The 22,354-nt window shown below is 64.0% G+C and carries 16 protein-coding genes and 1 pseudogene; 6 read left to right on the plus strand and 11 right to left on the minus strand.

What is annotated here, in order from left to right; genetic code table 11:
- Nucleotide 1 precedes the first annotated feature (1 nt).
- Nucleotides 2–340 (minus strand): hypothetical protein, encoded by a 339-nt coding sequence (locus NHF53_RS02715; protein WP_252832994.1) that lies wholly within the window; start codon nucleotides 338–340, stop codon nucleotides 2–4.
- A 302-nt stretch (nucleotides 341–642) separates the two neighbouring features.
- Here NHF53_RS02715 and NHF53_RS02720 point away from each other — a divergent pair, with 302 nt between their 5' ends.
- Nucleotides 643–1,188 (plus strand): transposase, encoded by a 546-nt coding sequence (locus tag NHF53_RS02720; RefSeq protein ID WP_252832995.1) that lies wholly within the window; start codon nucleotides 643–645, stop codon nucleotides 1,186–1,188.
- A gap of 16 nt (nucleotides 1,189–1,204) precedes the next feature.
- On the opposite strand, the gene NHF53_RS02725 is transcribed toward NHF53_RS02720, so the two are convergent.
- The 8 genes from NHF53_RS02725 to NHF53_RS02755 all read right to left on the minus strand — a co-directional run bounded on the left by NHF53_RS02725 (nucleotide 1,205) and on the right by NHF53_RS02755 (nucleotide 11,410).
- Entirely contained in the window at nucleotides 1,205–1,618 is a 414-nt protein-coding gene (locus NHF53_RS02725; protein ID WP_252832996.1) for a phosphomannose isomerase type II C-terminal cupin domain, read from the minus strand.
- Between the two features lie 25 nt (nucleotides 1,619–1,643).
- Nucleotides 1,644–3,032, minus strand: coding sequence for a nucleotide sugar dehydrogenase (locus NHF53_RS02730; protein ID WP_252832997.1), 1,389 nt, complete (start codon nucleotides 3,030–3,032; stop codon nucleotides 1,644–1,646).
- A gap of 162 nt (nucleotides 3,033–3,194) precedes the next feature.
- Nucleotides 3,195–3,749 carry an NUDIX hydrolase gene (locus tag NHF53_RS24245; protein WP_374590994.1) on the minus strand — a complete coding sequence of 185 codons (555 nt, stop codon included), beginning with the start codon at nucleotides 3,747–3,749 and terminating at the stop codon, nucleotides 3,195–3,197.
- Between the two features lie 64 nt (nucleotides 3,750–3,813).
- Nucleotides 3,814–4,428: a response regulator transcription factor gene (locus tag NHF53_RS02735; protein WP_252832998.1), complete on the minus strand. Its 615-nt coding sequence runs from the start codon at nucleotides 4,426–4,428 to the stop codon at nucleotides 3,814–3,816.
- A 5-nt stretch (nucleotides 4,429–4,433) separates the two neighbouring features.
- The gene (locus NHF53_RS02740) at nucleotides 4,434–8,159 is read right to left on the minus strand and encodes a PAS-domain containing protein (protein ID WP_252832999.1); all 3,726 of its coding nucleotides are present in this window, start codon (nucleotides 8,157–8,159) and stop codon (nucleotides 4,434–4,436) included.
- A gap of 230 nt (nucleotides 8,160–8,389) precedes the next feature.
- Nucleotides 8,390–8,941, minus strand: a complete 552-nt coding sequence (locus tag NHF53_RS02745) for a heme NO-binding domain-containing protein (RefSeq protein ID WP_252833000.1) — start codon at nucleotides 8,939–8,941, stop codon at nucleotides 8,390–8,392.
- A 4-nt stretch (nucleotides 8,942–8,945) separates the two neighbouring features.
- Nucleotides 8,946–10,124, minus strand: a complete 1,179-nt coding sequence (locus NHF53_RS02750; RefSeq protein WP_252833001.1) for an FIST signal transduction protein — start codon at nucleotides 10,122–10,124, stop codon at nucleotides 8,946–8,948.
- Between the two features lie 134 nt (nucleotides 10,125–10,258).
- Nucleotides 10,259–11,410: a mannose-1-phosphate guanylyltransferase gene (locus tag NHF53_RS02755; RefSeq protein ID WP_252833002.1), complete on the minus strand. Its 1,152-nt coding sequence runs from the start codon at nucleotides 11,408–11,410 to the stop codon at nucleotides 10,259–10,261.
- A gap of 222 nt (nucleotides 11,411–11,632) precedes the next feature.
- Here NHF53_RS02755 and NHF53_RS02760 point away from each other — a divergent pair, with 222 nt between their 5' ends.
- From NHF53_RS02760 to NHF53_RS02780, 5 genes and pseudogenes are all read left to right on the plus strand, one after another.
- Nucleotides 11,633–13,024: a phosphomannomutase gene (locus NHF53_RS02760; RefSeq protein ID WP_308218620.1), complete on the plus strand. Its 1,392-nt coding sequence runs from the start codon at nucleotides 11,633–11,635 to the stop codon at nucleotides 13,022–13,024.
- Nucleotides 13,025–13,141: 117 nt separating this feature from the next.
- Nucleotides 13,142–14,548 carry an HlyD family secretion protein gene (locus NHF53_RS24135; RefSeq protein ID WP_252833003.1) on the plus strand — a complete coding sequence of 469 codons (1,407 nt, stop codon included), beginning with the start codon at nucleotides 13,142–13,144 and terminating at the stop codon, nucleotides 14,546–14,548.
- Nucleotides 14,549–14,550: 2 nt separating this feature from the next.
- On the plus strand, nucleotides 14,551–16,122 hold the full coding sequence (locus NHF53_RS02770; RefSeq protein WP_252833004.1) for a glycosyltransferase: 1,572 nt from the start codon (nucleotides 14,551–14,553) through the stop codon (nucleotides 16,120–16,122).
- Between the two features lie 314 nt (nucleotides 16,123–16,436).
- Nucleotides 16,437–16,820, plus strand: coding sequence for an RES family NAD+ phosphorylase (locus NHF53_RS02775; protein ID WP_256481250.1), 384 nt, complete (start codon nucleotides 16,437–16,439; stop codon nucleotides 16,818–16,820).
- Between the two features lie 285 nt (nucleotides 16,821–17,105).
- Nucleotides 17,106–18,173, plus strand: a pseudogene (locus NHF53_RS02780) (IS481 family transposase); the annotation flags it as partial.
- Here the strand turns inward: NHF53_RS02780 and NHF53_RS24140 are convergent.
- Both NHF53_RS24140 and NHF53_RS02790 read right to left on the minus strand, forming a co-directional pair.
- The gene (locus NHF53_RS24140) at nucleotides 18,132–20,921 is read right to left on the minus strand and encodes a hypothetical protein (protein WP_308218621.1); all 2,790 of its coding nucleotides are present in this window, start codon (nucleotides 20,919–20,921) and stop codon (nucleotides 18,132–18,134) included. The pseudogene NHF53_RS02780 and the gene NHF53_RS24140 overlap by 42 nt on opposite strands.
- Before the next feature lie 187 nt (nucleotides 20,922–21,108).
- Nucleotides 21,109–22,053 (minus strand): AraC family transcriptional regulator, encoded by a 945-nt coding sequence (locus NHF53_RS02790; RefSeq protein WP_252833006.1) that lies wholly within the window; start codon nucleotides 22,051–22,053, stop codon nucleotides 21,109–21,111.
- Between the last annotated feature and the right edge of the window lie 301 nt (nucleotides 22,054–22,354).

The raw sequence follows: 22,354 nt of genomic DNA on the forward strand, positions 1-22,354 counted from the left end.
ATCAGTCGACGGAACCGGCCTGCCCTGCCCCCACCTGTGGTTCGGTGATCACCTCGACCACTTCTCGCAGGCGGATGAAGTCGCCGAGCTTGCCGTCGAGATCGTTGAAAAGGGAGACGAGCGCCTGCGGCGTCACCGGCACCGTTTCCATGCGGACGATCTTCATGTCCGGTAGCGGGTCATTGCGATCCTTCTCGGCAAGCAATTCCCTGCGAAAGGTCACGACGTCCTGCCGCGCCATATCCTGCGTGTCGCAGAAGCGGCGGCTGGTCCTCGTGAGGTCACCGCCGTAGACATAGGTGTAGAAACTGCAACTCGATGCCTGCTGTGAGTTCGACATGACGGTTTCCCCTTGTTGCAATGACAAGGGGTCGCGGATGCAGATCGGACAAAAGTGGGCCTGTCTGCCCCGGTGTCGTTCGATCGGCTTCCTGAGAGCATTCGCGGTTCGCCCCCGCGTCCATGCTCATTGACCCCTGGGATCGGGGAGTTCGAAACCGTGCAACACGGCCCTGTGGCCTTTAGTTCGGAGAACCTGTTGCATACGTCACAGGCTCCTATGGTGTAGCCGCGCTTGCCTCAGCGCCCAGTTGAATAGCGCTTATCATCTCTGACGTCACGCACCAAACGGAAGAGAACGCCATGAGTAAATCATACGATTATTTTGTTGGCCTCGATGTTTCGCAAAGAATGACGTCCATTTGTGTCATCGATATCGACGGCAAGAAATTCTGCGAGGGAAAATGCAACACCCGGCCCGAAGACATTCGTGGCTGGCTGACCAATCGGGTTGACGCCGACAAGACGATGAAGATCGGCCTTGAGGCCGGCAGTATGAGCAGCTGGCTCTATAGCGGACTGGTGAAAAGCGGCTTCGACGTCGTCTGCATGGAGACATTCCAGGCTCGCCGGTTTCTGGCCACCTATCGCAACAAGACCGATAAGAACGATGCCCGTGGTCTGGCGCAGCTCGTCCGGATGGGTGGTGAAGACTTCCTCAGAGTTGTCAGCATCAGGTCTCAGGCATCGCAGGAAACGCGGGTACTTCTGGCGATGCGCGACCACCTGGTCAGCCAGAAGGTCGGTCTTGAAAATCATATCGCCGTTGACAGAGTCAGCTCTCAGTGGAAATCAACAGCCGGTTTGATTACATTGGCCACAGTGGCTGCTCTTGGATGTCGGAACTAGCCGGGGTCGGACTTGGTCAGGCCCGAACTTCGCGCTCGGGCCGGTTGTAAATGTCATCGAGACGGACGATGTCGTCTTCGCCCAGGTAGTCGCCCAATTGGACCTCGATGATCTCGACCGGGGTCTTGGTCAGGTTCTCGAGGCGATGCACCGCCCCTTTCGGGATCACCACCACGCCGCCGGGCTTCACCTTGAGCACCGTATCGTCGACCGTGATCGTGGCGGTGCCCTCAATCACCACCCAGCGCTCGGCGCGGTGGTGGTGATATTGCAGGGAGAGCCGCCCTTTCGGGTTTACTCGGATACGCTTCACCTGATGCGCCGTGCCGCGGTCGAGGCTCCAGAACGCCCCCCAGGGACGCTCCTCGTGAAGGGGCGCATCAGCAGGCACGGCCGAGGCGTTGGCGGGGATGATCGAATGGATGGTCATGGGAGTGCTCCTATTTGTGAAGTGGTTACCAGCCGATGCCGCAGAGGTTTGCGGGCTGATCCGCGCGCGATTTCCAAAGACGGGCGACGTCGATCACCGGTTTGTCGGTTGCAGCGGTCAGCGCGCGGTAGGGTGGGTGGGCCTGCGTGACGATGACTGCGTCAGCCTCGGCCACCGCCGTAGCGGCGTCCTTGGCAAGCATTCCGCCGAGGGAGGTCGCCAATTGCCCGAGCCCCTTCGAGCCATGGGCGACGTAAGCCAGTTGCGCCTCGATCCGGGTCTCGGCAGTGATCGCTGGGTCATGGGCCACGACCGCGACGCCTGCCTCCAGCAATTCGGCCATCACCTCGAGGATGGGGCTTTCGCGCAGATCGTCCGTTCCCGACTTGAAGGCGAGACCGAGGACCGCGACCTTCCGCGCACCCGTCGCCTTCACCAGCCGCGCGGCCTCGGTGATCTGGGCCGCGTTCGACCGGTCAAGCGCGGCGATCAACGGCAGATCGACACCCAACTTGCCGGCGATGTGCGTAACCGCGCGGACCTCCTTCGGCAGGCACGAGCCGCCATAGGCGAAGCCGGGCGTCAGGTAATAGGGCGAGAGGTTCAGCTTGGTGTCACGGACGAAAATCTCCATGACTTCGTGGCTGTCGACCATCAGCGGCTTGCAGAGCCGGCCCACTTCGTTCGCAAAGGTGACCTTGGTCGCGTGCCAGACGTTGTCGACGTACTTCACCATCTCGGCCACCTCGATCGACGTGATGATCGGGTTCGCGTCCACGTCCGCATAAAGCTGCGCCATCAGGCTGGCTGTAGCGGAATCGGTGACGCCGATCACGGTCTTCGGCGGCGTGTGAAAGTCGGCCACGGCGACACCCTCGCGCAGGAATTCCGGGTTGAAGCACACGCCGAAGTCGTGTCCGGCCTTCAACCCCGAGGACGCCTCTATCTCGGGAACCATCACGCCCATCGTCGTCCCCGGAGGGATCGAGCAGCGCATGACCACCACATGGAAGGCACCCTTGCGGCGCAGGCCTTCGCCGATCGACCGCGCGGCTGCGCGGATGTAACAGTCGTCGCAGCCACCGTCCTCGGCCGTGGGAGTGCCGACCGAGACAAAGGTGATGTCGGTCTCCGATACGGCGGCAGCCAGGTCGTCGGTTGCCGAGATCAGGCTCGCCTCGACCCCCTGCGACAGGAGCCGCTCGAGGTCATTTTCATGGATCGGCGAACGCCCCTCGGCGATAGCGCGCACCTTCACCGGATCGACGTCGACGCCGATGACGCGGTGGCCGAGGCCGGCGAGGCAGGCTGTGGAGACCGCGCCGACATAGCCGAGGCCCACGACCGAAACGGACGGGCGCGCGGGCACACACAGGGTGGGATGAAATGCCTTTTCAGTGGGTTGGTACAGCATGGCGATGTCTCCATTTGCTCTGGAGAAGTTGTCGCAGATGATTGGTCGCAAAGCCTGCGCGCCCCGGGATGGCTCGAGGGGCAAGGGGGTGGGACGATTGACCGTAGGGCGAGCCGGCCTGCCCGCTTCGGCGCATGGACCGATCCGAACGGATGAGCGCGCTTACCCCTTCATGCTGCCGGAAACGTCCGGCGACGGCGAACGAGGTGCCACCCAGCGACATGGTGAGGCGCAGCGAGACGTCTCCGATAGACATCTCCCGATGCCAGGACCTCGCGCCCGGCGACCTCGACCACCCTCCCTGCGCGCCGGCGGGGCCGCTGGGAGGAACAAGAAATGATGTCCATGCCGGCCCATGTTGATTGCCGCTGTCGGTAGAATGGCCCAGGGCCACGGGCGCGGGTGAAAACCCGTCTCTTCGACAGGCTTCCGCAGTGCTGCAACCTCGACCGCCTTGCCGGGATCGGGGAAACGTCCCGGAAAGCTGAGGCAGGTGCGTCGGCGTCCGTGCCGCCGACCTCTGGGCGCCAGGATATAGCCAACGGGCAGGACCGGTACGACAGTGGCAATGGTACGGAGTTCGAACGGCCGGAGATCGGGAATGACCCGGGCGGGCGCAACCTCCACCACCTCATGAAGGACGCGCGGGTGGGAAGAGAGGCATCGAGATAAACAGGAACGCTGCGCACCTGCCACAGCACCCTGGCGACAGGCCACGGGTCAGCGCCTAATACCCCTTCGGCGCCGACTTCACCGGCCAGAGGACAACCGCCCAGCGGCTTCAGAACAGCCCTGCTTCCTTGGCGATCATCGCGGCCTGGGTGCGGTTATGGGCACCGATCTTGCGGTAGAGCGTCTTGACGTGAATCTTTACGGTCGGTTCCCGGATACCGAGGTCGCGGGCAATTTCCTTGTTCGCCTTGCCCTCGCACAGCCTCTGCAGCACCTGCAGCTCGCGCGCGGAGAGCATTTCGGCAAGGGGATTCGTCGGCGTCAGTTCGGGGGTAGCGGTCATAAAGTCGATCGGAGCATATTGCTCGCCCATCGCCATGAAGCGGACTGCGTTGACGAGCGACTTGGCGGGAAGTGTCTTCGGCAGGAAGCCCGCAGCCCCCATCTCCAGCGCTGCCTCGGCCACCTCGCGCGGCGCGATCCCTGACATCAGCGCGACGTGTGCGCCCTTTCCCTCGGAGAGAACGCGCCGGAGCCCCTCAAGTCCGTTCATTCCCGGCATCCCGTAATCCAGGAGGATCAGGTCAAAGGCTTCGCCTCCCGCGACAGCGGCAAGCGCCGAGTGAAGATCGCGGGCGGGCGTGACATCGATCTTTTCTTGTCGGAACCAGAGGTCGAGCGTGTCGCGCAAGAGATCATGATCGTCGGCGATGAGAACCCGCATGGCTACTAACCCTTTGGTTGTGCCCTGAGTATGGCAGTTTCGGCCGTTTTGACAAGCGTGGCGCGATCAATGGGCTTGGCAAGGACCGCATCGAACCGAGCCCCGCTGCGACCCGCAATGCCGGCAAGGGCCGTGACGAGGATCACCGGCATGGTCGGAGCGAGCTTCCCGATGGTCTCGGCCAGTTCGGCTCCTGTCATGCCGGGCATGTCGTAATCGGTGATCACCAGATCCCAGGCCGCCGGATCACTCTCGACGGCGGCGATCACGTCGGCGGGTACGGTAGTGGGCGCGACTTCGGCGCCTGCGGCTTCCAGCATCGCCGTCAGCACGTCGAGCACATCTTTCTGGTCGTCCACGACGAGAATGAGGCGTCCTTCCAGCTGCCCGGTCAAACCCTCGACCGCTGCGCGGGCGGCCACCGTGGTCTCGCTCCCGACGGGCCAGAGAATGTCGAACCGGGTGCCTGCACCGGGCGCCGTCTCAAGCCGGATCGCGGCCGCATTCGCCTTGACAACCGAAGCGACGATCGCGAGGCCAAGACCGGTGCCCTTGTCGCCCTTGGTCGACACGTACGGCTGGAAGGCGCGCTGGGCGAGATCGGCGGGCATGCCAGGGCCGGTATCCGTGACAGTCAGGCAGGCATAGCGGCGAGACGGGTCGGGAGAACCAACGGCGAAAGTCCCGGTCAGGCTGGCCGGGCTGGCCTCGGACAGGGTCACGGAGATCTTGCCGGGTTGCCCCTGCATCGCGTCACGGGCGTTGATCACGAGGTTCAGCACGATTTGCAGGATGTCAGTCGGATCTGCCACCACCTCGACCGCCGCCGCGGGCAATGACAGCGACAGGCGGTGCGGGGCTTTGAGGCTTGCGCGTGCGAGGTCCGTCGCCTCTCGCACCAGCTGACGCAGGTCCAGGCGCCGGCGGTCGGATGGGCGGGCGCCGAGGGTCAGAAGCCGTTTGACCAGACCGGCGGCCTGTTTCGTCGCGACCTCGATCCGGCGTGCCCCGGCCGCAATGATGCTGCCCGATTCGGCCGCCGTCTCGATCAGCGACGCGCTGCCCGAAATCGTGGCGAGAAGGTTGTTGAAGTCATGTGCGAGACCGACCGCCATCTGTCCCACCACCTCGCGCCTTTGGGCGAGGTGCAGCTCCTCCCGCAACCTTTCGCGCTCGGACGCCTCGCGACGTCGCACACTGACATCTCGGGTGATGCAGAGGATGCCACCATCCTCTTTCAGCGTGAGCGACACATCCTGATCGACCGGCTGCCCGTCAAGCCTCCGGCCCATGATCTCGCCCGCCCAGCTGCCTTCCGCAAACAGGCGCGGCATGGCGTTGGCGACCATCCAGGCCGCCTCGTCCGGCGCGTAGAGCATCGACCAGGGCTTGCCAATCGCCTCGGCCTCGTCCGAGAAACCGAACATCCCGAGATGCGCACGGTTCATGTAAAGGAAACGTCCATCCGCGTCCGTGATCGCGATCCCGTCGTGGCTGGCCTCCATGGCCGCCGACCGGTCGGCGAGCGCGCGCTGTTCGGCACGTTTCAACGCGGTGATGTCGACGCGAACGCCCACCCGGCCGCCATCCGGCGTTGCCTTCTCGAAGATGCGCAGCCAGCGCCCGTCAGTCAATTGCCGCTCGATCTCGCTATAGGGTTGGCGGTGCCGGGCAAGGCGGGCGGCCAGCCATTCCTCTTCCCGCCCAGCAGCCTCCGCGTACTGGCCTTGCGCAAGCCCGTATCGCAGGATGCTTTCGAAGCTGGCCCCCGGCACGATTGCAGGAGCTGAACGGGCATAGATCTCGCGATAGCGATCATTGCAGATGACGAGCCGGTCGTCGGCATCGAAGAGCACGAATCCATCCTGCAGAACCCCAAGGGCGGCCTCCAGCGTGTCCCGGGCCTGTGCCGCCCCGCGCGCGGCCTTCTGTAGCGCCTCGGCATGCATCCGCTGTTCCGTCACATCGGTTTCCACGGCCATGAAGCCACGAAGATTTCCCGCCACATCCCGAAGAGGCTGGATGTCGAGCGCGATCCAGTAGGCTCGCCCGTCGCGCGATCTGTTCAAAATCTCGGCCTGAGCCGCCTCCCCCCTGTCCAGCGCACTCCGCAACTGGGCCACGGTCTCAGGATCGGTTTCGGCCGTCTGCAGGAAGCTGCCGGCGCTCCGCCCCTTCACTTCGTCAAGCCGCCAGCCCGTCGTCCGCTCGAAGGCCGCATTGACCCATTCGATCCGCCGCTCGGTATCGGTGACGACGACAAGGTTCGTCGTCCGCCGGGCAATCTCGGACAATCGTTCGATCTCAACCGTCTGCTTCCGGGCCTCGGTGATGTCACGCAAGACGAACAGATAGCCTTCCGTCCCCATCGCCGCGGCCGAGAGCTGCCACCAGTGCTCCCTTTCGCCCACAAGCGCGAAGGGAAAGCTGCGCGTGCCCGGCACCTCGCCCGCGTCGATCTCCGCCAACACCTTGCGGCCCTCCGCCGCAAGCTCGGCGGGCAACACCTCTTCCATCTGCCGCCCTGCAAAGGCGGCGCCGACCGCATCCGGGACAAGGATGACTCCGGAATGCCAGGTGACGAACCGTCCTTTGCGGTCGAGCTCGACAACAAGGTCGGGCATGGCCGCAAGCACGGACGAGAGCCGGGTACGCTGCGCCGCTGCCTCCGCATAGGCTTCAACGAGCAGCGCCTCGGCATCGCGGCGCGCAAGGACCGATGCGATGACCTTGGCGACCGAGCGCACAAGGTGCACCTCGCCCGGCAGGAAATTGCGGTGCTCGCGCACCGCGTCATAACCGACGAAACCCCGGAAAGTGCCATCCTGGATCATGGGCACGGTCAGAAGCGAGCGGATCCCCTGTTCCACAAGAATGTGTTTCTCGGGCGCGTCATCACTCATGGCGGCCACGTCGGGGATCAACACTTCGCGGCCAGCGTCGAACTCCTTGCGCCAGTGTTCGATCATGCTGGCGGGAATTTCCTGCAGCATCTCGCGTACGGACTCGATCCCCGGGGCGCACCATTCGTGAGTATTGTCAATGAAGTCGCCTTCGGGGCGGAGGCGGAAGACATAAACCCGGTCAGTCCGGGTCACTGCACCCATACGGCCAAGCGCCTCATCGATGGCGGCATCGGCTCCGGCCAAGGGCGCGCCCAGAAGGTCGTCGAGAATGCCCACCACTTCGCCCTGCATGTCGGTCAGGCGGGCAAATGCGCGATAGACGGCTTCCAGCGGCGCATCAAGCACGCCCGTCGCCCCCGGTTCGACCGCGCGCCCTTCGATCAGCGATACGAGGAGCGCGTTTCGCCGCGCCTCGCGCAGCGCGATCAACCGCTGCGCCGCGAGCGTCGCCACCCTTTCGAGGAGCCGAAGGTCGGCAGGAGAAAACCGTCCTTCACGCTCGCATCCCAGCATCAGCGCGCCGGAACCCTCCCCCGGAATCAGGAGCGGCGCTATCAGGACCGAGGCATAGCGGCCGATCTGGCCCGGCAGCTCCCGCCCGCCCGCAAGCGGAACGAGCGAAGTCAGTCGGCGGGCGCGGTCGAGGAAGCCAGCCGGTAACGGCAGCATGAGGTCGGCATGATCGGCTCGCGCCGAAGCCGAAATTCGCACGCCGTCGCCCGTCGCCTGCAGAAAACAGGCATCGAAGATGTCGAACCCCCGTTGCAGGACACCCAACAAAGCCTGCATCGCCTCGGCCGCGCCCGACTTGCCGGAGAGCGACACGAGCACCTCGGACAAGATCGACTGTTCCTTCAGGGTCACCGCCTCGCGCGCTCGAAGCGCCTGGGTTTCGGCAAGCGCCGCTCGGACAGCCTCCGTCTCCAAAATCAGCCGCTGGTTCGCCTCATATAGCTCGCGGCTCTTCTCTTCGAGCAGCGCCTCGGCTTCTACGCGCGCCCGCTTTTCCCGGTCGTAGCGCGCGCGCGAAACCTTGGGTGCGGCAGTGCCATCGGTCATGTTCCAGACCCCAGACGGATACGGAACTCCGCCTCGGTCATGCGGGCGTCGAGCCGATCCGTCCGCGTAATGCTCGCCGTCTCACCGAAATGGCTTATGCAGGCCTCGATGAGACCCTGGCAAAAATCGGCCAGCGGGCGGGGCGAGCGATAGGTGAGGTCCAGCGCATCGGGACCCCTACGGCGGACATCGAAGGTGGGCAGATCGGCGTCGGGGTGAAGCTTGAGCACCTCGACATGGATTTCTTGCTCAACCGCAGCCAGCATGTCGAGACTGCCTTTGCGACCAGCAAAGATATGCGGGTAGCTCCGGGAGAAGCTCTTCATCATCCAATGACCGAAAAGCCGCTGCAGTTCTGCTTCTGCGATCCCGCTTTGCTGCGAGAACCCCTTGATAAGGGTCATCAGCTCCTCGCAAGGGTACCTGCCGACGCTTGTGTAGGCCCCTCCGGACGGCAGCGCAGCGCGGTCGATCACATCGTCTACAACGCCTTCGCCCAACGTATCCTCAGCCATCGCGAGAAGTTCGATGAACACGATCCCTTTCATCCCTCTACTCCACAAAGGTGGTGCATGAGATCATCAGGTTGCTGTGCTTCGCCGGGCGGCCGGTCGGAACACCCTGTTCGCCGAAGGTGAACATACCAAGCCAGGGCACATCGCCAAGCGCAGCATTGATGCCGGCGCGAACCTCATCCATCCGGTGGCGGACGGCCAGCATGCAGCCGCCGCAAAAGACCACCAGCGCACCCGACAGCTCCCCGCCGGCCTCGTCGCGCGCCTGTCCGGCCACACGCCCCGCGCGAGCGACAAGGCTGTCGGCTGAGCCCTGCATCTGCCAGAGACAGTCGCCTTCCGCCACATCGGCGAAAAGGTCGAGCGATCCGTCGGGATGAGCGACGGCGGGATGGGCAAGGAGATGGAACGGAACCCCAGCGACGTCCCGGGTCACCCGGCCAAGCGGCCAGAGCGTCGAGGCTGCGAGGATCGAGAGCGGTTCGGCTCCCGCCATCGGCACCGTGTGCCCCGTCCAGCGGTGATAGACCTCGGCGGCCGGACGGCCGTCGATCTCCCGAAGACGACGTCCCTCCACCCGCGTGACACGGCCGCTTTCGCCGGTTGGCGCATAGCCGCTCTGGTAAGCCGAAGCGAGCGGCGTGGACGGGAACAGCACTGAGATCACTACACCGTCGGCGTGCGTGGCGAGGGGACCGAACTGCGTCCATTTCCCGCTAACGTCATTGTCGGCCGCACTGCCGCCGACAATGGGGGTCCTGGACCCGACGACGGCGCGGATTCCGGCGATGACCAGCTCCTCGCGGCCCGGAGCCACGGTGAGCCAGACGAGGTCGGGGACTTCACCGGACCGGCCAGCCGCCGCCAGCGCGGCTTCAGTCACCAGCCGTGCAGTTCTCCCGACATCTGCGCCAAGTTCCGCCGAAGCAGTCCCGTAACTTCCCGCCCGGTCCCATATGGCAAGCGCACCGACCGCACTGCCGCTGTCGATGTCGACACCTGTCTGCGACATGATCCCGAGACAGGAGGATCCGCCGTGCACTGCCCCAGCCAGACGCCGCGCGCCGGGGGCCAGTGCCTCGGCCGGCATTCCGATGGCAAAATGCAGCGCGACGAAATCAGGCGGCCCGTGACGGCCGATCTCCAGTCCCGCCGCAATGTCTTCGACCGCGCGCGCGGGATCGTCCGTGCAAGATTGAGCCGTTCTGATCTGCATGCCCGCCTCCATTCGCGCCAGAGTAGCAGAGCGACTCCACCTGTCCAAGTACGCCGACGGAGAGGGCAACCTATCCGAACGGATAGGTTGCCCCCGTATCCGCTGCCCTCAGTCGGAAGGCAGGACCCATCCTGTCACTCGGCCGCGATGCCATGGAGAAAACGTTCCGGGCCGGCGGCAGCGACGGGCGACCGGGCAAAGCCTTCCGCCTGTGTGGCGTGGCGAGCCTTCAGCCGGGCAACCGCCTCCTTCACCTCCTGGACACGGGCGCGGGGGGCAACGAGGATCGCATCCTCCATCGCCACCACGATCATGTCCTTCAGCCCGATCGCCACCACCTCCAGGTTGGTGGTGTCGGATCTGAGCAGACTGTCCGCACAGCCGATGGCAGTCACGTCCCCGGTCGTCACCAGGCCATCGACCGTCGACGCGCATTCGCGCCATATTGCGTCCCAGTCGCCCAAGTCCGACCAGCCCGCGGCGAAGGGGACGACACAAAGGTTCGCCATCCGCTCCATCACCGCGAAGTCGACCGAGACGTCCTCGGCCTCGCCCCAGGGCCTCTCGGCCAGATGGAGCTCGCCCAAGTCCCGCTGCGCCTCCGCCAGCGCCGCCGAGACCGGTGCGATCAGACCAGGCGAAAGCGTCGCGAACGCACTGATCAGCGTGCCGGCCGTCGCCAGGAAGATACCCGCATTCCAAAGGTAGTTGCCGGCCGCCAGCATCACCTCGGCCAAGGGAGCCTCGGGCTTTTCGACAAAGCGCCGGAGCGGTAGCGGCCGGGGAGAGAAATCGCCGGCGTCGGCCGCAAGCTCCAGCCAGCCGTAGCCGGTTTCAGCCCGCGTCGGGCGGATGCCGAAGGTCACGATCCTGCCCGCTTGCGCGGCCTCGACGCCGGCCCGAACCGCAGCCCTGAAGGCTGGCGCATCCGGGATCGCGTGGTCTGATGGCGCAATCAGCATCAGCGCACCGGGATCCGTCGTCGCCAGATGGAAGGCGGCCGCGAGGATCGCAGGCGCCGTATTGCGCGGGCAAGGCTCGACGATCAGGCAGGCCGGGGTGATCCCGGCATCTTGGGCCTGGTCCCGCGCCAGGCGCAGGAGCGGTGAGGCTGTCACCACCAGCGGCGCGGCCCAGCCATCGCCGGAAAGCCTGAGAAGCGCGTCCTGATAAAGCGTCCGTTCACCCATCAACCGGGTGAACTGTTTCGGCATTGCCTTTCGAGACAGTGGCCAGAGCCGGGTGCCGGAGCCACCGCACAGGAGAACGGGAGTGATCGGGGTCATCGTCGGGCCTTTCGGGTTGAGGATTGCACTGCCCTCGTACCATCTGCCTGCCCCGGCCTGCCAATGCGCGGCGGGATGCAATGGCGCCGCGGTTGCGTCCTTTCCTCTCCTTTCGGATAGGTACACCGATCCGCCGGCGCCCTGCGCTGACCGGTCGCGGGGCTTACCTTCAGCAGGACGGGCGGCTTTACTAGGCATCATCCCATGCTCACGAGGTCCCCAATGAACGCCCGTTGCCCGACGCCCCTGCCCAACCTCACCTGCTTCAAGGCCTATGACATCCGGGGCCGACTTGGGAGCGAATTGAACGAACACTTCGCTCACAGGATCGGCCGGGCCTTCGCCGAGGTGCTCGACGCCCGCCGCGTTGTCATCGGTCGAGACTGCCGTGCTTCCTCCGAGGCTCTGGCCACCGCTGTGATCGAAGGGCTTCTTGCCGCGGGGGTCGAGGTCATCGACCTGGGCCTCTGCGGGACCGAGGAGATGTATTTCGCCACCACCCACTACGGCGCCTGCGGAGGGATCGAGGTGACGGCCTCCCACAATCCGATGGACTACAACGGGATGAAGCTTGTCGGGCGCAGTTCGGCCCCGCTTGATCCGGCGACGGTCATGCCCGCCATTCGCGCGCTTGCAGAAAGCGGCCAGTTCCGCCCCCGCCGCCACGGCGGCAGAGTGACCAATGCCGAAGGCTCGCGTGCTGCCTATGTCGCCCGGGTGCTGTCCTTCGTCGACGTGACCGCGCTACGCCCCTTGCGTATTCTTGTAAACGCTGGAAACGGGGTCGCCGGACCGACCTTCGACACCCTCGCCAAAGCGTTGCAGGTCTCGGGTGCACCACTGGAATTCATCCGGTTGCACCACGACCCGGACGGCACCTTCCCGAACGGCATCCCGAACCCGCTCCTGCCGGAGAATCAGCCCACGACGGCCGGCGCCGTGATTGCACATGACGCCGATTTTGGCGTGGCCTGGGACGGAGATTTCGACCGCTGCTTCCTCTTCGATCACGAGGGCCGCTTCGTCCCCGGAGAATACGTCGTGGGCCTGCTGGCCCAGGTCTTCCTTGCCAAGGAGCCCGGCGCGACCATCGTGCACGATCCGCGCGTGCAATGGAACACCCAAGCCGTCGTCGCGGCCGCGGGCGGCAGGGCCTATCCCTCGCGCACGGGGCATGCCTTCCTCAAGCAGGCCTTGCGCGATACCGGCGCGGTCTATGGCGGAGAAATGTCGGCACACCACTATTTCCGCGACTTCATGTCCTGCGACAGCGGCATGATCCCCTGGCTTCTCGTGGCCGAGCTGATGGGCCGTACAGGACGCAGCCTTGCCGACCTGCTGGCAGAGGCCCGCGCGGCCTTCCCATCCTCGGGAGAAATCAATTTCCGCGCGACAGACACTGCCGCCGCGACGGCCCGTGTTGAAGCCGCCCTTGCCTCGGAAGCCATGGCAATCGACCGGCTCGACGGCCTCTCACTCAGCTTTGCTGATTGGCGGCTGAACCTGCGCTCTTCGAACACCGAACCGCTCCTGCGCCTGAACATCGAGACACGGGGAGACATGAAAGGCCTTCAGATGCGCGTCGCACAGGTCTCCGGGCTCATCCACGACTGACCTACCCGAACGGATAGGGTTACCCACCCGCTGTGCCGCCGGGCCATACTCCTGCGGCGCGGCATTCGGTGTCTGCCCATGCTAGAACGCGTTCGAACAAAGCCAAGGAGACAGGCAGTGGCACCCGGCAAGGACCGTCAAAGCGAAGACAATGCGAAGGACGCTGTTTCCGCCGCCGGCGCGACCACGCCCGGCTTTTCGATCTCGCACGAACGCCCCGCCCCCGAGACGGAACCCCATGTCATCGCCCCCCTGATCGTGGCCTTGCCCGATGGCCGCCGCCTGACTGCGCGGAAATGGTCGCTCTCCGGTATCCGCGACGAAATTCTTTCGGCCGAAGACCTGACCGGCGCACGGCTGATGATCCCGTTTCAGGGCATCGAAGTCGGTTTCCCGGTGCGTCTCGCCCCCTCCGCCGATGGTTCGGTCTGGGCCTTCGAGGGCCTTACCGGTCGCCAGCGCGAGGCGCTGGGGCTCTTCTACCGCAACCTGATATCCGGCAAGATGGCCGCGACCGATGAGATCATCACCGCACTCGACACGCCGGTCGATCTGATCCCGATGGGCGAGACCGAAGAGGAAGAGGCCTCAGGCAAGGCCAGGATGAAGCCTCGTCCCCTGCGGATCGTCTGGAACATCGTCTACTACGTTGCCCTCTTCGCGGTGGTCGTCGGATACCTCGGATCGTTTGCCTGGGAGCGGCTGGACCATGTGGCCCTCTCGAACGCTCGCTACATGGCCCCCATCCTCGAAATCGCCGCCCCTGCGAACGGCTTTGTCGCCGGAGTGATCGTGCCAGAAGGCACCCCGGTTCCCGCCGGGGCGGAACTGATGCGCCTTTCAGACCCGGAGACCGACAGCGGCCTCGCCGAGGTGCGTAGCCAGCTTGCGCAAGCGAAGGACCGGCTTGCCGACGTCGACGCGCGCCTCGCAGCCCACAAGGCGCAACGCCCCGTGGCCCGCCGGGCGGCGACCGACCCCTCCGCCTTCGACGCTGGTATCTCGGTCACACCGGGCGACTACCACGACACCCGCCTGAGGCTGGAACAGGAGCGGCGTCTCGTCGAGCTGGAGCTCCGCGCTGTCCGGGCCGACCGGGCGCGACTTGATGAACGTAACCGTGCACTGGTGATCCATGCTCCGGAGACGGGCACGGTCAGCCACATAATGGTGCAGGGGGGAAGCTACCAGCGCGTCGGCGCACCCCTTCTGGTCTTCGAAACCGACGCACCCCGACAGGTTCTCGGCTGGCTCGACGCCTCCGAAGCCGCCCATGTCTGGCAGGGAATGCGAGCCACCGTCCGGTATTCAGTCGCGGGCGAGACGCACAGCGCCCCCGCGACCGTCACCACGATCGAAGCCGGGACCGACCCACTGCGACCCGACGCTTACGGGCTTCTTGTCCGCCTGGACCTGCAAGGCCTTACGCTCGCCGAGACCCGCACCCTTCTGCCCCATAACGCAGCGGTCGAGGTTCGCCTGCACCGCGATCTCGCCCGGCGCTGGTTCGGGATCGGGGACTGACGATGCAGGTTCCGCAGGGCCACTACGCCTTTTCCAAGCACCTGAACGCGTGGCTTTCCGACCTCCGCCGACCGGCGCCCCGCGGCTTCGCAAGGTGGACCCCGGCCTTCCTGACCCACTACGCCGCACTCTGGGCCATGATCGCCGCGCTTGCCACCCTCACCCCCAACCGCTTCTTCGATCCCGACCTCCGCCACATTACCATTGCCCTCGGGCTCCTCGGCACCTGGCGCTTCGGCTGGTGGTTCACCCACGCCGTCCGCGCCGAATACTACCGCAGACTGAAATGGCCACCGATGCGCCGCGCTGCCTCGGCGCTGTGGGCCGCGGGCTGGCGACCGCGCCGGCTGCACATCCAGATGACGACCTATTACGAGGAGCCTGCGATCACGCGCGCCGTCATCGGCTCGATCCTGGAACAGATCCGGCGCGAGCGGATCCCGACCTCGCTCTGGATCGGCACGGGCTCGGCCTATGACGAGCTGATCATCCGAGAATATGTCGAAACCCACGGCGCCGATCTTCCCCCGGGCATGGCCGAGCTGATCTTTGTCCGCCAGAACCAGCCGGGCAAGCGGATGGCCATAGGCCTCATCTTGCGCGGCATCGCACGGCGGGGCGTGAACCCGGACGACCTTGTGATCTTCATGGACGGCGATGCGGTCTATGGCGGGGACGTGCTGGAAAAGACCCTTTCCATGTTCGGTGCCGACCCCGAATTGCAGGCGCTCACCACCGATGAGGAGGTGCTGTGCTACGGCCCCCGCTGGATCGGTGCCTGGCTCGAGATGCGCTTTGCCCAGCGACGGCTGGCGATGCAGAGCCATGCCGTTTCGAACCGCGTCCTGACGCTCACCGGCCGGATGAGCGTCTTCCGCGCCCGCTACATCGTGGATGCAAGGTTCATCCGCACCATCGAGGCCGACCATCTGGACCACTGGCTATGGGGTCGGTTCCGCTTCCTCTCTGGCGACGACAAGTCGACCTGGTACCACCTGCTGTCGAAGCGGGCGAAGATGATCTACGTTCCCGATGCAACCGTCTACACGATCGAGGTCATCAAGGGTTCGGGCCTCGAACGCATGGTTCAGAACTTCCGGCGCTGGTCCGGCAACATGCTCCGAAACGGCGCCCGCGCCATCGCCCTTGGCCCCCGCACCGTGCCCATTTTTATCTGGTGGTGTGTCGTCGACCAGCGCATCGCGATGTGGACGATGATGGTCTCGCCGATCATGGCCGTCTTCGCGACAATGTTGGAGCCAATCTACATCTGGAATGTGCTGATCTGGCTTGTCGCCTCTCGCCTCTTGCTTTCGAGCTTCCTGTACACCTACGCCCGCAAGCCCGACCTTTCCTGGCCCTTCATCCTCTACTTCAACCAGTTCATCAACGCGGGCGTGAAGATCTACATGATCTTCCATCTCTCAAAACAAAAATGGTCAAACCGCGGCAACCAGAGCGCAGGCGAAGGCGAGGGCCTGAAAGAGCGCATCGCGCTCTTTCAGCTCGTCACGACCGTGGCGGCATTCGTTACCGGCCTTGCTGTCTATGCGGGAGTGCTGTCTTCCAACTGATCTGTTGTCAGGTTTGGGTGAGGCGGGAAGTCTTAGCTCGACTTTGTACATTGCGCGGCGAAGCACAGTGCCTGTATCATGCGCTGGGCTTGATGGGGTTGTCTAATCGCAGTTGGGGCGTCGAGATTGAATTTCTCTGTAGATCGCTGCCGGGTGCCTAGTTGTCTTCGCGGTCGACATCAGGCACCGCATGATGGAGCTTCGCGGGACGAGCCTTCAATGTGGACGACGCATTCAGCTGAGACAGCGATGCAACCCCATCAACGGAATGGCTCGGCTCACGTCCCGGCAGGGGCGCTTCAAGCGCTCAGCTTTTGAGCCCTATTCGATGCTATGCTGTCACTGTCGCTCCTGCGGTTGGATTGAAGAGCTCTCCGGTCTTGAGCATGGTGTGCATGATGACCGCAAGCTTTCGTGCGACAGCTACAGCAGCTCTTTTGAAGCCGGGTGACGACTACAACGCCGCGCAAGCGTTTGCCAATGGACTCCATGAAGGTCTTCCTGACCTCGACGGGATCGCCTATCGCGCGAGGCACAATAATGGTCAGATTTGTTACGCGCTGTTCGATCGCGTCGCGCCCGATAACCTGCTGATCACCGATAGCCGCCGATTCATTGATGAGCACGCCGTGACCGACGAGTTGATGCGCAAACACAATGCAAGCTGGGACCCACTCTCTCCGTTGCCGCCGCTTTGATCCATGTCACCAGACTGCGCTGGCCCAAGCCCTGCACGGGTACTCTTTGATCGAATCCCTCACGCCACGCGAAAGACTGTGACGCTGGCCGACTTCGGAATGACAGCTTTTCCAGTGCGTTAAACGCAAAAACCGCCCCTGGATGACAGAGGCGGTGCGCGAGATCGGCGGTTAATCGCTTGTTATATGGGTGTAATGAGCGACTTATGTGTCCGGGCTGAGAGATAGGTGACGAATTGTACCGGAGACATGGGTAACACTTTTCGCTTTTTGCGGGAGGTGTTGATGCCGTGGAGAGAGACTTCGGTGATGGAGGAACGTCTTCGTTTTGTCGCCCGGCTTCTTGAGGGCGAAGGGATGAGCGAGGTGTGCCGGGACTTCGGCATATCCCGCAAGACTGGCTACAAGATCTTCAATCGCTACAGGCAGGACGGTCTGGAGGCGCTGACGGACCGATCCCGGCGTCCGGTGCGCTATGCCAATCAACTGCCTGATCAGATCGAGGCGATGATCACCGCATCGAAGAAGGACAAGCCGCACTGGGGAGCGCGTAAAATCAGGGAGCTCCTGGTGCGCAAGCTTGCAGGCGACGTGCGCATCCCCTCGACAAGCACGGTGCATGCGGTTCTCGATCGCCACGGGCTGGTCGCCCATGCCCGCAAGCGCCATCGCAACAAGGCCCAGGGCACGGACCTGTCCCATGCGCTCGTCCCCAACGATCTGTGGTGCGTCGACTTCAAGGGCGAGTTCAAACTGGGGGATGGCCGATACTGTTACCCGTTGACGGTGACCGACCAGGCGTCACGCTATCTTCTGGCCTGCGAGGCCTTCTCGTCGAACAAGGAGCTTCCCGTCTTCGAGGCTTTCCGCCGGCTGTTTGCCGAGCGTGGCCTGCCGGGCGCGATCCGCAGCGACAACGGCGTCCCCTTCGCCAGCCCGAACGGCCTCTACAATCTGTCGAAGCTTTCCGTCTGGTGGCTCAGGCTCGGCATCGCCATCGAGCGCATAAAACCGGGCCATCCGCAACAGAACGGCCGGCACGAACGCATGCATCTGACGCTCAAGAAGGAAGCCACCCGTCCAGCGGGAATGAACATGCTCCAGCAGCAGGCGCGATTCGACGCTTTCATCAGCGAATTCAATACGGAACGGCCCCATGAGGCGCTCGACATGAGAACTCCGCAAGACATCTACACCGCCTCCGCGCGACCCTATCGAGGACTGCCGGAGATCGACTATCCGTTCCACGACAGAGATGTCCTCGTGACCACGTGCGGGCGCATCTGCATGCATCGCAAGAAGATCAACATCTCAATCGTAGCTGATCGTCTCGCCGAGATCGATGAGCCCGTCGCCATCGGAATCATTCAGCGTGCCAGTCTTCTCGATCGTCATGCCCGGCGTCTGGTCCGGCGGAACGACGACAGTGTCCGGAGGGCTGTCGATCGGCGGTCCCGAGGGCGGCGTGCCAGTGCCGGTTGCGGTGTTCTCCACCCGGCCGGCGTCGATGTCGGCCTGCGTCGGCGTATAGGTGGCGGTGAAGGTGACGCTCCCGCTCGGCGCCAGCGTCTGCGGACCGGGCGTCACCGACACACCGGCATTGGTGAGCATGGGGTCATTGACGGTGACATTCGTCAGCGTCACGTTGCCGGTGTTGCGAACCAGGAACGAGTAGCTGATCGTCTCGCCGAGATCGATGAGACCGTCACCGTCGAGGTCGTTGAGCGTGCCGGTCTTCTCGACCGTCAGCGCCGGAGCAGCCGCAACGTCGGTGTCGGTCGCCGTATTGTTGCTCGTATCGGGGTCAGGCACGGCAGGCGGATTGGTCACCGTGGCCGTGTTCACCAGATCGCCGGTAAAGTCTGCGGGAACTGTCAGGATCAACCGGAAGGTGACGGAGGCACCCGCCGGCAGACTGACCTTCGCGTCACTGATCGCGCCTGTACCGCTTGCCGTTCCGCAGACGCCGCCATTCGTTGCACTGCCGCAAGTCCAGGTCGCCTCGGTGACGCCGGCAGGCAGCGGATCGCTTACCGATGCGTTCTGAACGCCGAACGGCCCGCTGTTAGAGACCACCATCGTGTAGGTGACGCTGGTGCCCGGCGCATAGGTGTCGCTGCCGTCGGTCTTGGTGATCTGCGTGTTCGCGGGAAGGCTGACCGCCGTGACCGGGCACTTGGCGCCGTCGCCGACACCCGCTGGCGCGTCCGAAATGAGTGTCGCCACACCCGTCGCAATGTCGAACTGGTAGAATCCGCCGCTGTTGTAACGGCCGAAAATACCGTTCGAGGCGCTGATCAACGACCCGAAGCCGGCGGTTGCGGACAGGCCCGACGGCCCGATGGCAGTCACCGCTCCGGTGTTCGGATTGATCGAATAGACGATATCCGAAACCTGGTCATGCGTGTAGATGAGCCCGTTGTACCAGGCCAGGTCCGAGTTCGCGATAGAGCGGTTGAGTGTGATGCTGGTGGCCGCACGGGTGGTCAGGTCGACGCGCCACATAACGTTGGTGGTGGAATTCTCCTTTACGTAGTAGTAGCCGTCCGGACCAATGACGCCCGAGGCTATCCCTCCCGAACCGTTATTGATGCCCCCGCCGACAATGGGGCCCTGATCGCTGACGGAGCCATCGCTGCCGATCCGCAACAGGCGGTACCTGCTCGTAGTGGTGTCCCAGCGCGTCGCGTAGATGTAGTTGCTGGCGACGTCGTAGCCCATCGCATTGTAGCCTGGGCTGTACACTGCACCGATGCCGGGGAAGGTGAACGGGTTGGTGCTGGTATCGGCCTTATGAAGCCGCGTGGGCGCGCCGATACCGAAATACATGGTCGAATCGCACACGAAGTTCGGCTGAGCGCCGAAGGTGACCGAGGTGCTGCCCGGAGGGTTGACACCGACGACCGACGTGATGTTGGACGCGTCGTTGGTATAGGTCCCGGCGGAACTGGACGTGACCGGCACCGTCGCTGTGCACGACGCCATGCCGGCGGTGAGATTTCCCGAGACATCAATGGTCGATCCACCGACGGGAGCCGTGACGACGCCCGAAGGGCAGTTCGTGCTGATCTCGTCGGATGCCACCCTGAGGCCGGCGGGAAGGGCATCGGTGAAGGACCACCCTGTCTTCGACCCCAGTTCACTCGTGTTGGTGATCGTGAATGTCAGGGTCGAAACTCCGCCGACGGCGACGTTGGTCGGACCGAACTGCTTGTCGAGCTGTGGTGTCGTGTCGAGAACACTGATGTTGTCGAAGGCATGATCGTTGCCGACGCCGGTGGCCGTATTGTTCACCATCCGCACGCCGAAGGAGGAGCCGCTGATAAGGACAGCGCCGTTTGACGTATAGGTGCCCGTGCTGACCGCACCCGCAGCCGCCACGCCAACCGCTGGGACGTTCTGAGTCGTTCCACTGGTGCAGGCATTGATCTGCGATCCGGCCGGGCTCGCGACGCCGCCATCATTTACCAGAGAGAACTGCAGCAGAGGGGCAGCAACGCTGCAGTTGACCGCAGCCACGTCGACGCTGAACGACAGAAAACGGTTGTTCGTCGGGAACGGAATATTTGTCGCGGTCCGGAATTCCACCTGACCACCGGTGAGAGTGGCTGACGAGGTGAAAGCCGAGACCGCATAGTTCCCCTGCGCGGCAGTCTGGCTCTGGCCAGCATGCAGGCCGAGCGCCCACGAAAGCTGCTGCGTCCGGTTCCATGCGTTTTGACCGCCGCATTCGGAGACTTGCGTCGCGCCGTCGGTCGGCTGGTTCGCCGAGGCGATCCAGCCGTTGCAGTTCGTCAGCCAGTCGGGGTCGGCCGAGTAGGTCTGCCCGGAGGTGCTGGTATAGGCATTCAGCTTGACGACCGGCGTCGAGCCGGGCCGGTTCTGAAAATTGTCGCTGTAGATTGCGACAGGGGATTGGGGTTGCCCGGGCGTTCCCGGCTGGGCGAAGGCCGGGCCGGCGGCACAGACCGCGCCGAGCGCCGCAAGCACGTATATCGGGGAAGCCGAAACACCGCGCTTCGGCGAAGCCAGGTGAAAGAAACGCGATGAGCCACAATTCGAAAACGAAGTTGTGGCCCGCAAAAATCCCGAAATCTTCATTTGTCGCCCTCAGTTCAGCGACTCGGTACGCCGGCGCCGCGCCACCTCCCCCGAGGGGACGCGCAGAGCGTTTCCGGCGCCGAGTCATCAATTGACGCGAGCAGACATGAGGGCCCTTCTCAGGTCTTTCGGGAAATGTTCGTTCTTTTTCAAAAAATACCGATGCCGGCAGGAAAGGACGATGTTGTCACTTTTGCGCCACGGCGGTGTCGCCCGCGAAGTTGCGCGACCTATGGGACCGTTGCACCTCTGCGGGTGTACGTTGCCTGTGCTTGCGCATGGATGACGTGAGGTGACTCTGGTTTGAAAAGCCGCTCAGGTAGGCGGCCTCCGCGACCGACATGTCGGGATCAGAGAGGAGGTTTTCCGCATAGTCGAGCCGCATGCCCAGCACATACTGGTGGGGGCTCTGGCCGAATGTCGCCTTGAACAGCTGGATAAAGCGGCCGGTAGAGAGCCCCGCCAGAGCCGCCAGCGCCGGAACCGACAGCTTCCTTGCGAAATTCTCCTGCAGAAAACTCTGCACCTCCCGCGCCGCCCGCGGATCCAGCCGCCCACGAACATCCTCCCGCCTGCTGCTGCAACTGTAACGCCGGAGAATGTGAAGGCCCAGCACCCTGAGCAGCGCATCGAGAGACAGGCCATTCGCGCCGGCTTCGCGAATCAGCTCGTCCCTGAGCAGCTTTGCGAGCGACAGGGCGACGGCATCGGGTTCACGATAAAGACCCGGGGCCAGGCTCGACGACGCCAGGTCGGCCTCGCTGCCGGCGATCTCGTGCATGATCTCATCGCCGAGCGATACGATGACTCCTTCGCATGGCTCCGACCATCGCAGCTGGCATTCACAACCGACCGGCGCGACCACAATCGTGCCACAAGGTGTTCGTAGCGTCGCCATGTTGCCGTCCCCCACGGCAATCGCGAGATCCCGCGACGCGGCGAGAAGGACAGCCACGAAATGTCCCTCGGCCGAGAGCTCGAAGGAGCCTGCCGGGGAACGAAAATGCGATGCTGCGCCGTATGCGGTCGCCGCGCCGACCCCGATATCGGGAGGAACAGAAAGGTGGAAGCCGTCAGCTCCATCTTGATTGGAGATGGTATCTCTATTCGCCTCGACGGCGTCGCTGAGCATTGCCTGCTTACCCCTCGTGGTACCTGGAAAGCATACTCGGCCGAGTGAGCACATAGATTTCAGGCATCCAGATCGGCTCCAGGGTTCCCAAAAAGCTGACTATAAAACTGCATGAAACGGCAACCGCCCACAACCGTAAATCTACGTGGGTAAGTTCCGTGCGGCGGCTTACCGTGCCGCGCGGCGACCTCTCGCGACGTTCATCCGCAACCCCGACGACCTCTCTCCCGCGTCACGGCGTTGCGCCCGCGACAGCTCCGATTTGCGCGGATTTTCCTGCGCTTTTCACGTTGAGCCGGGC

The sequence above is a fragment of the Ciceribacter sp. RN22 genome (assembly GCF_024054295.1).
Taxonomy (GTDB): domain Bacteria; phylum Pseudomonadota; class Alphaproteobacteria; order Rhizobiales; family Rhizobiaceae; genus Allorhizobium; species Allorhizobium lividum.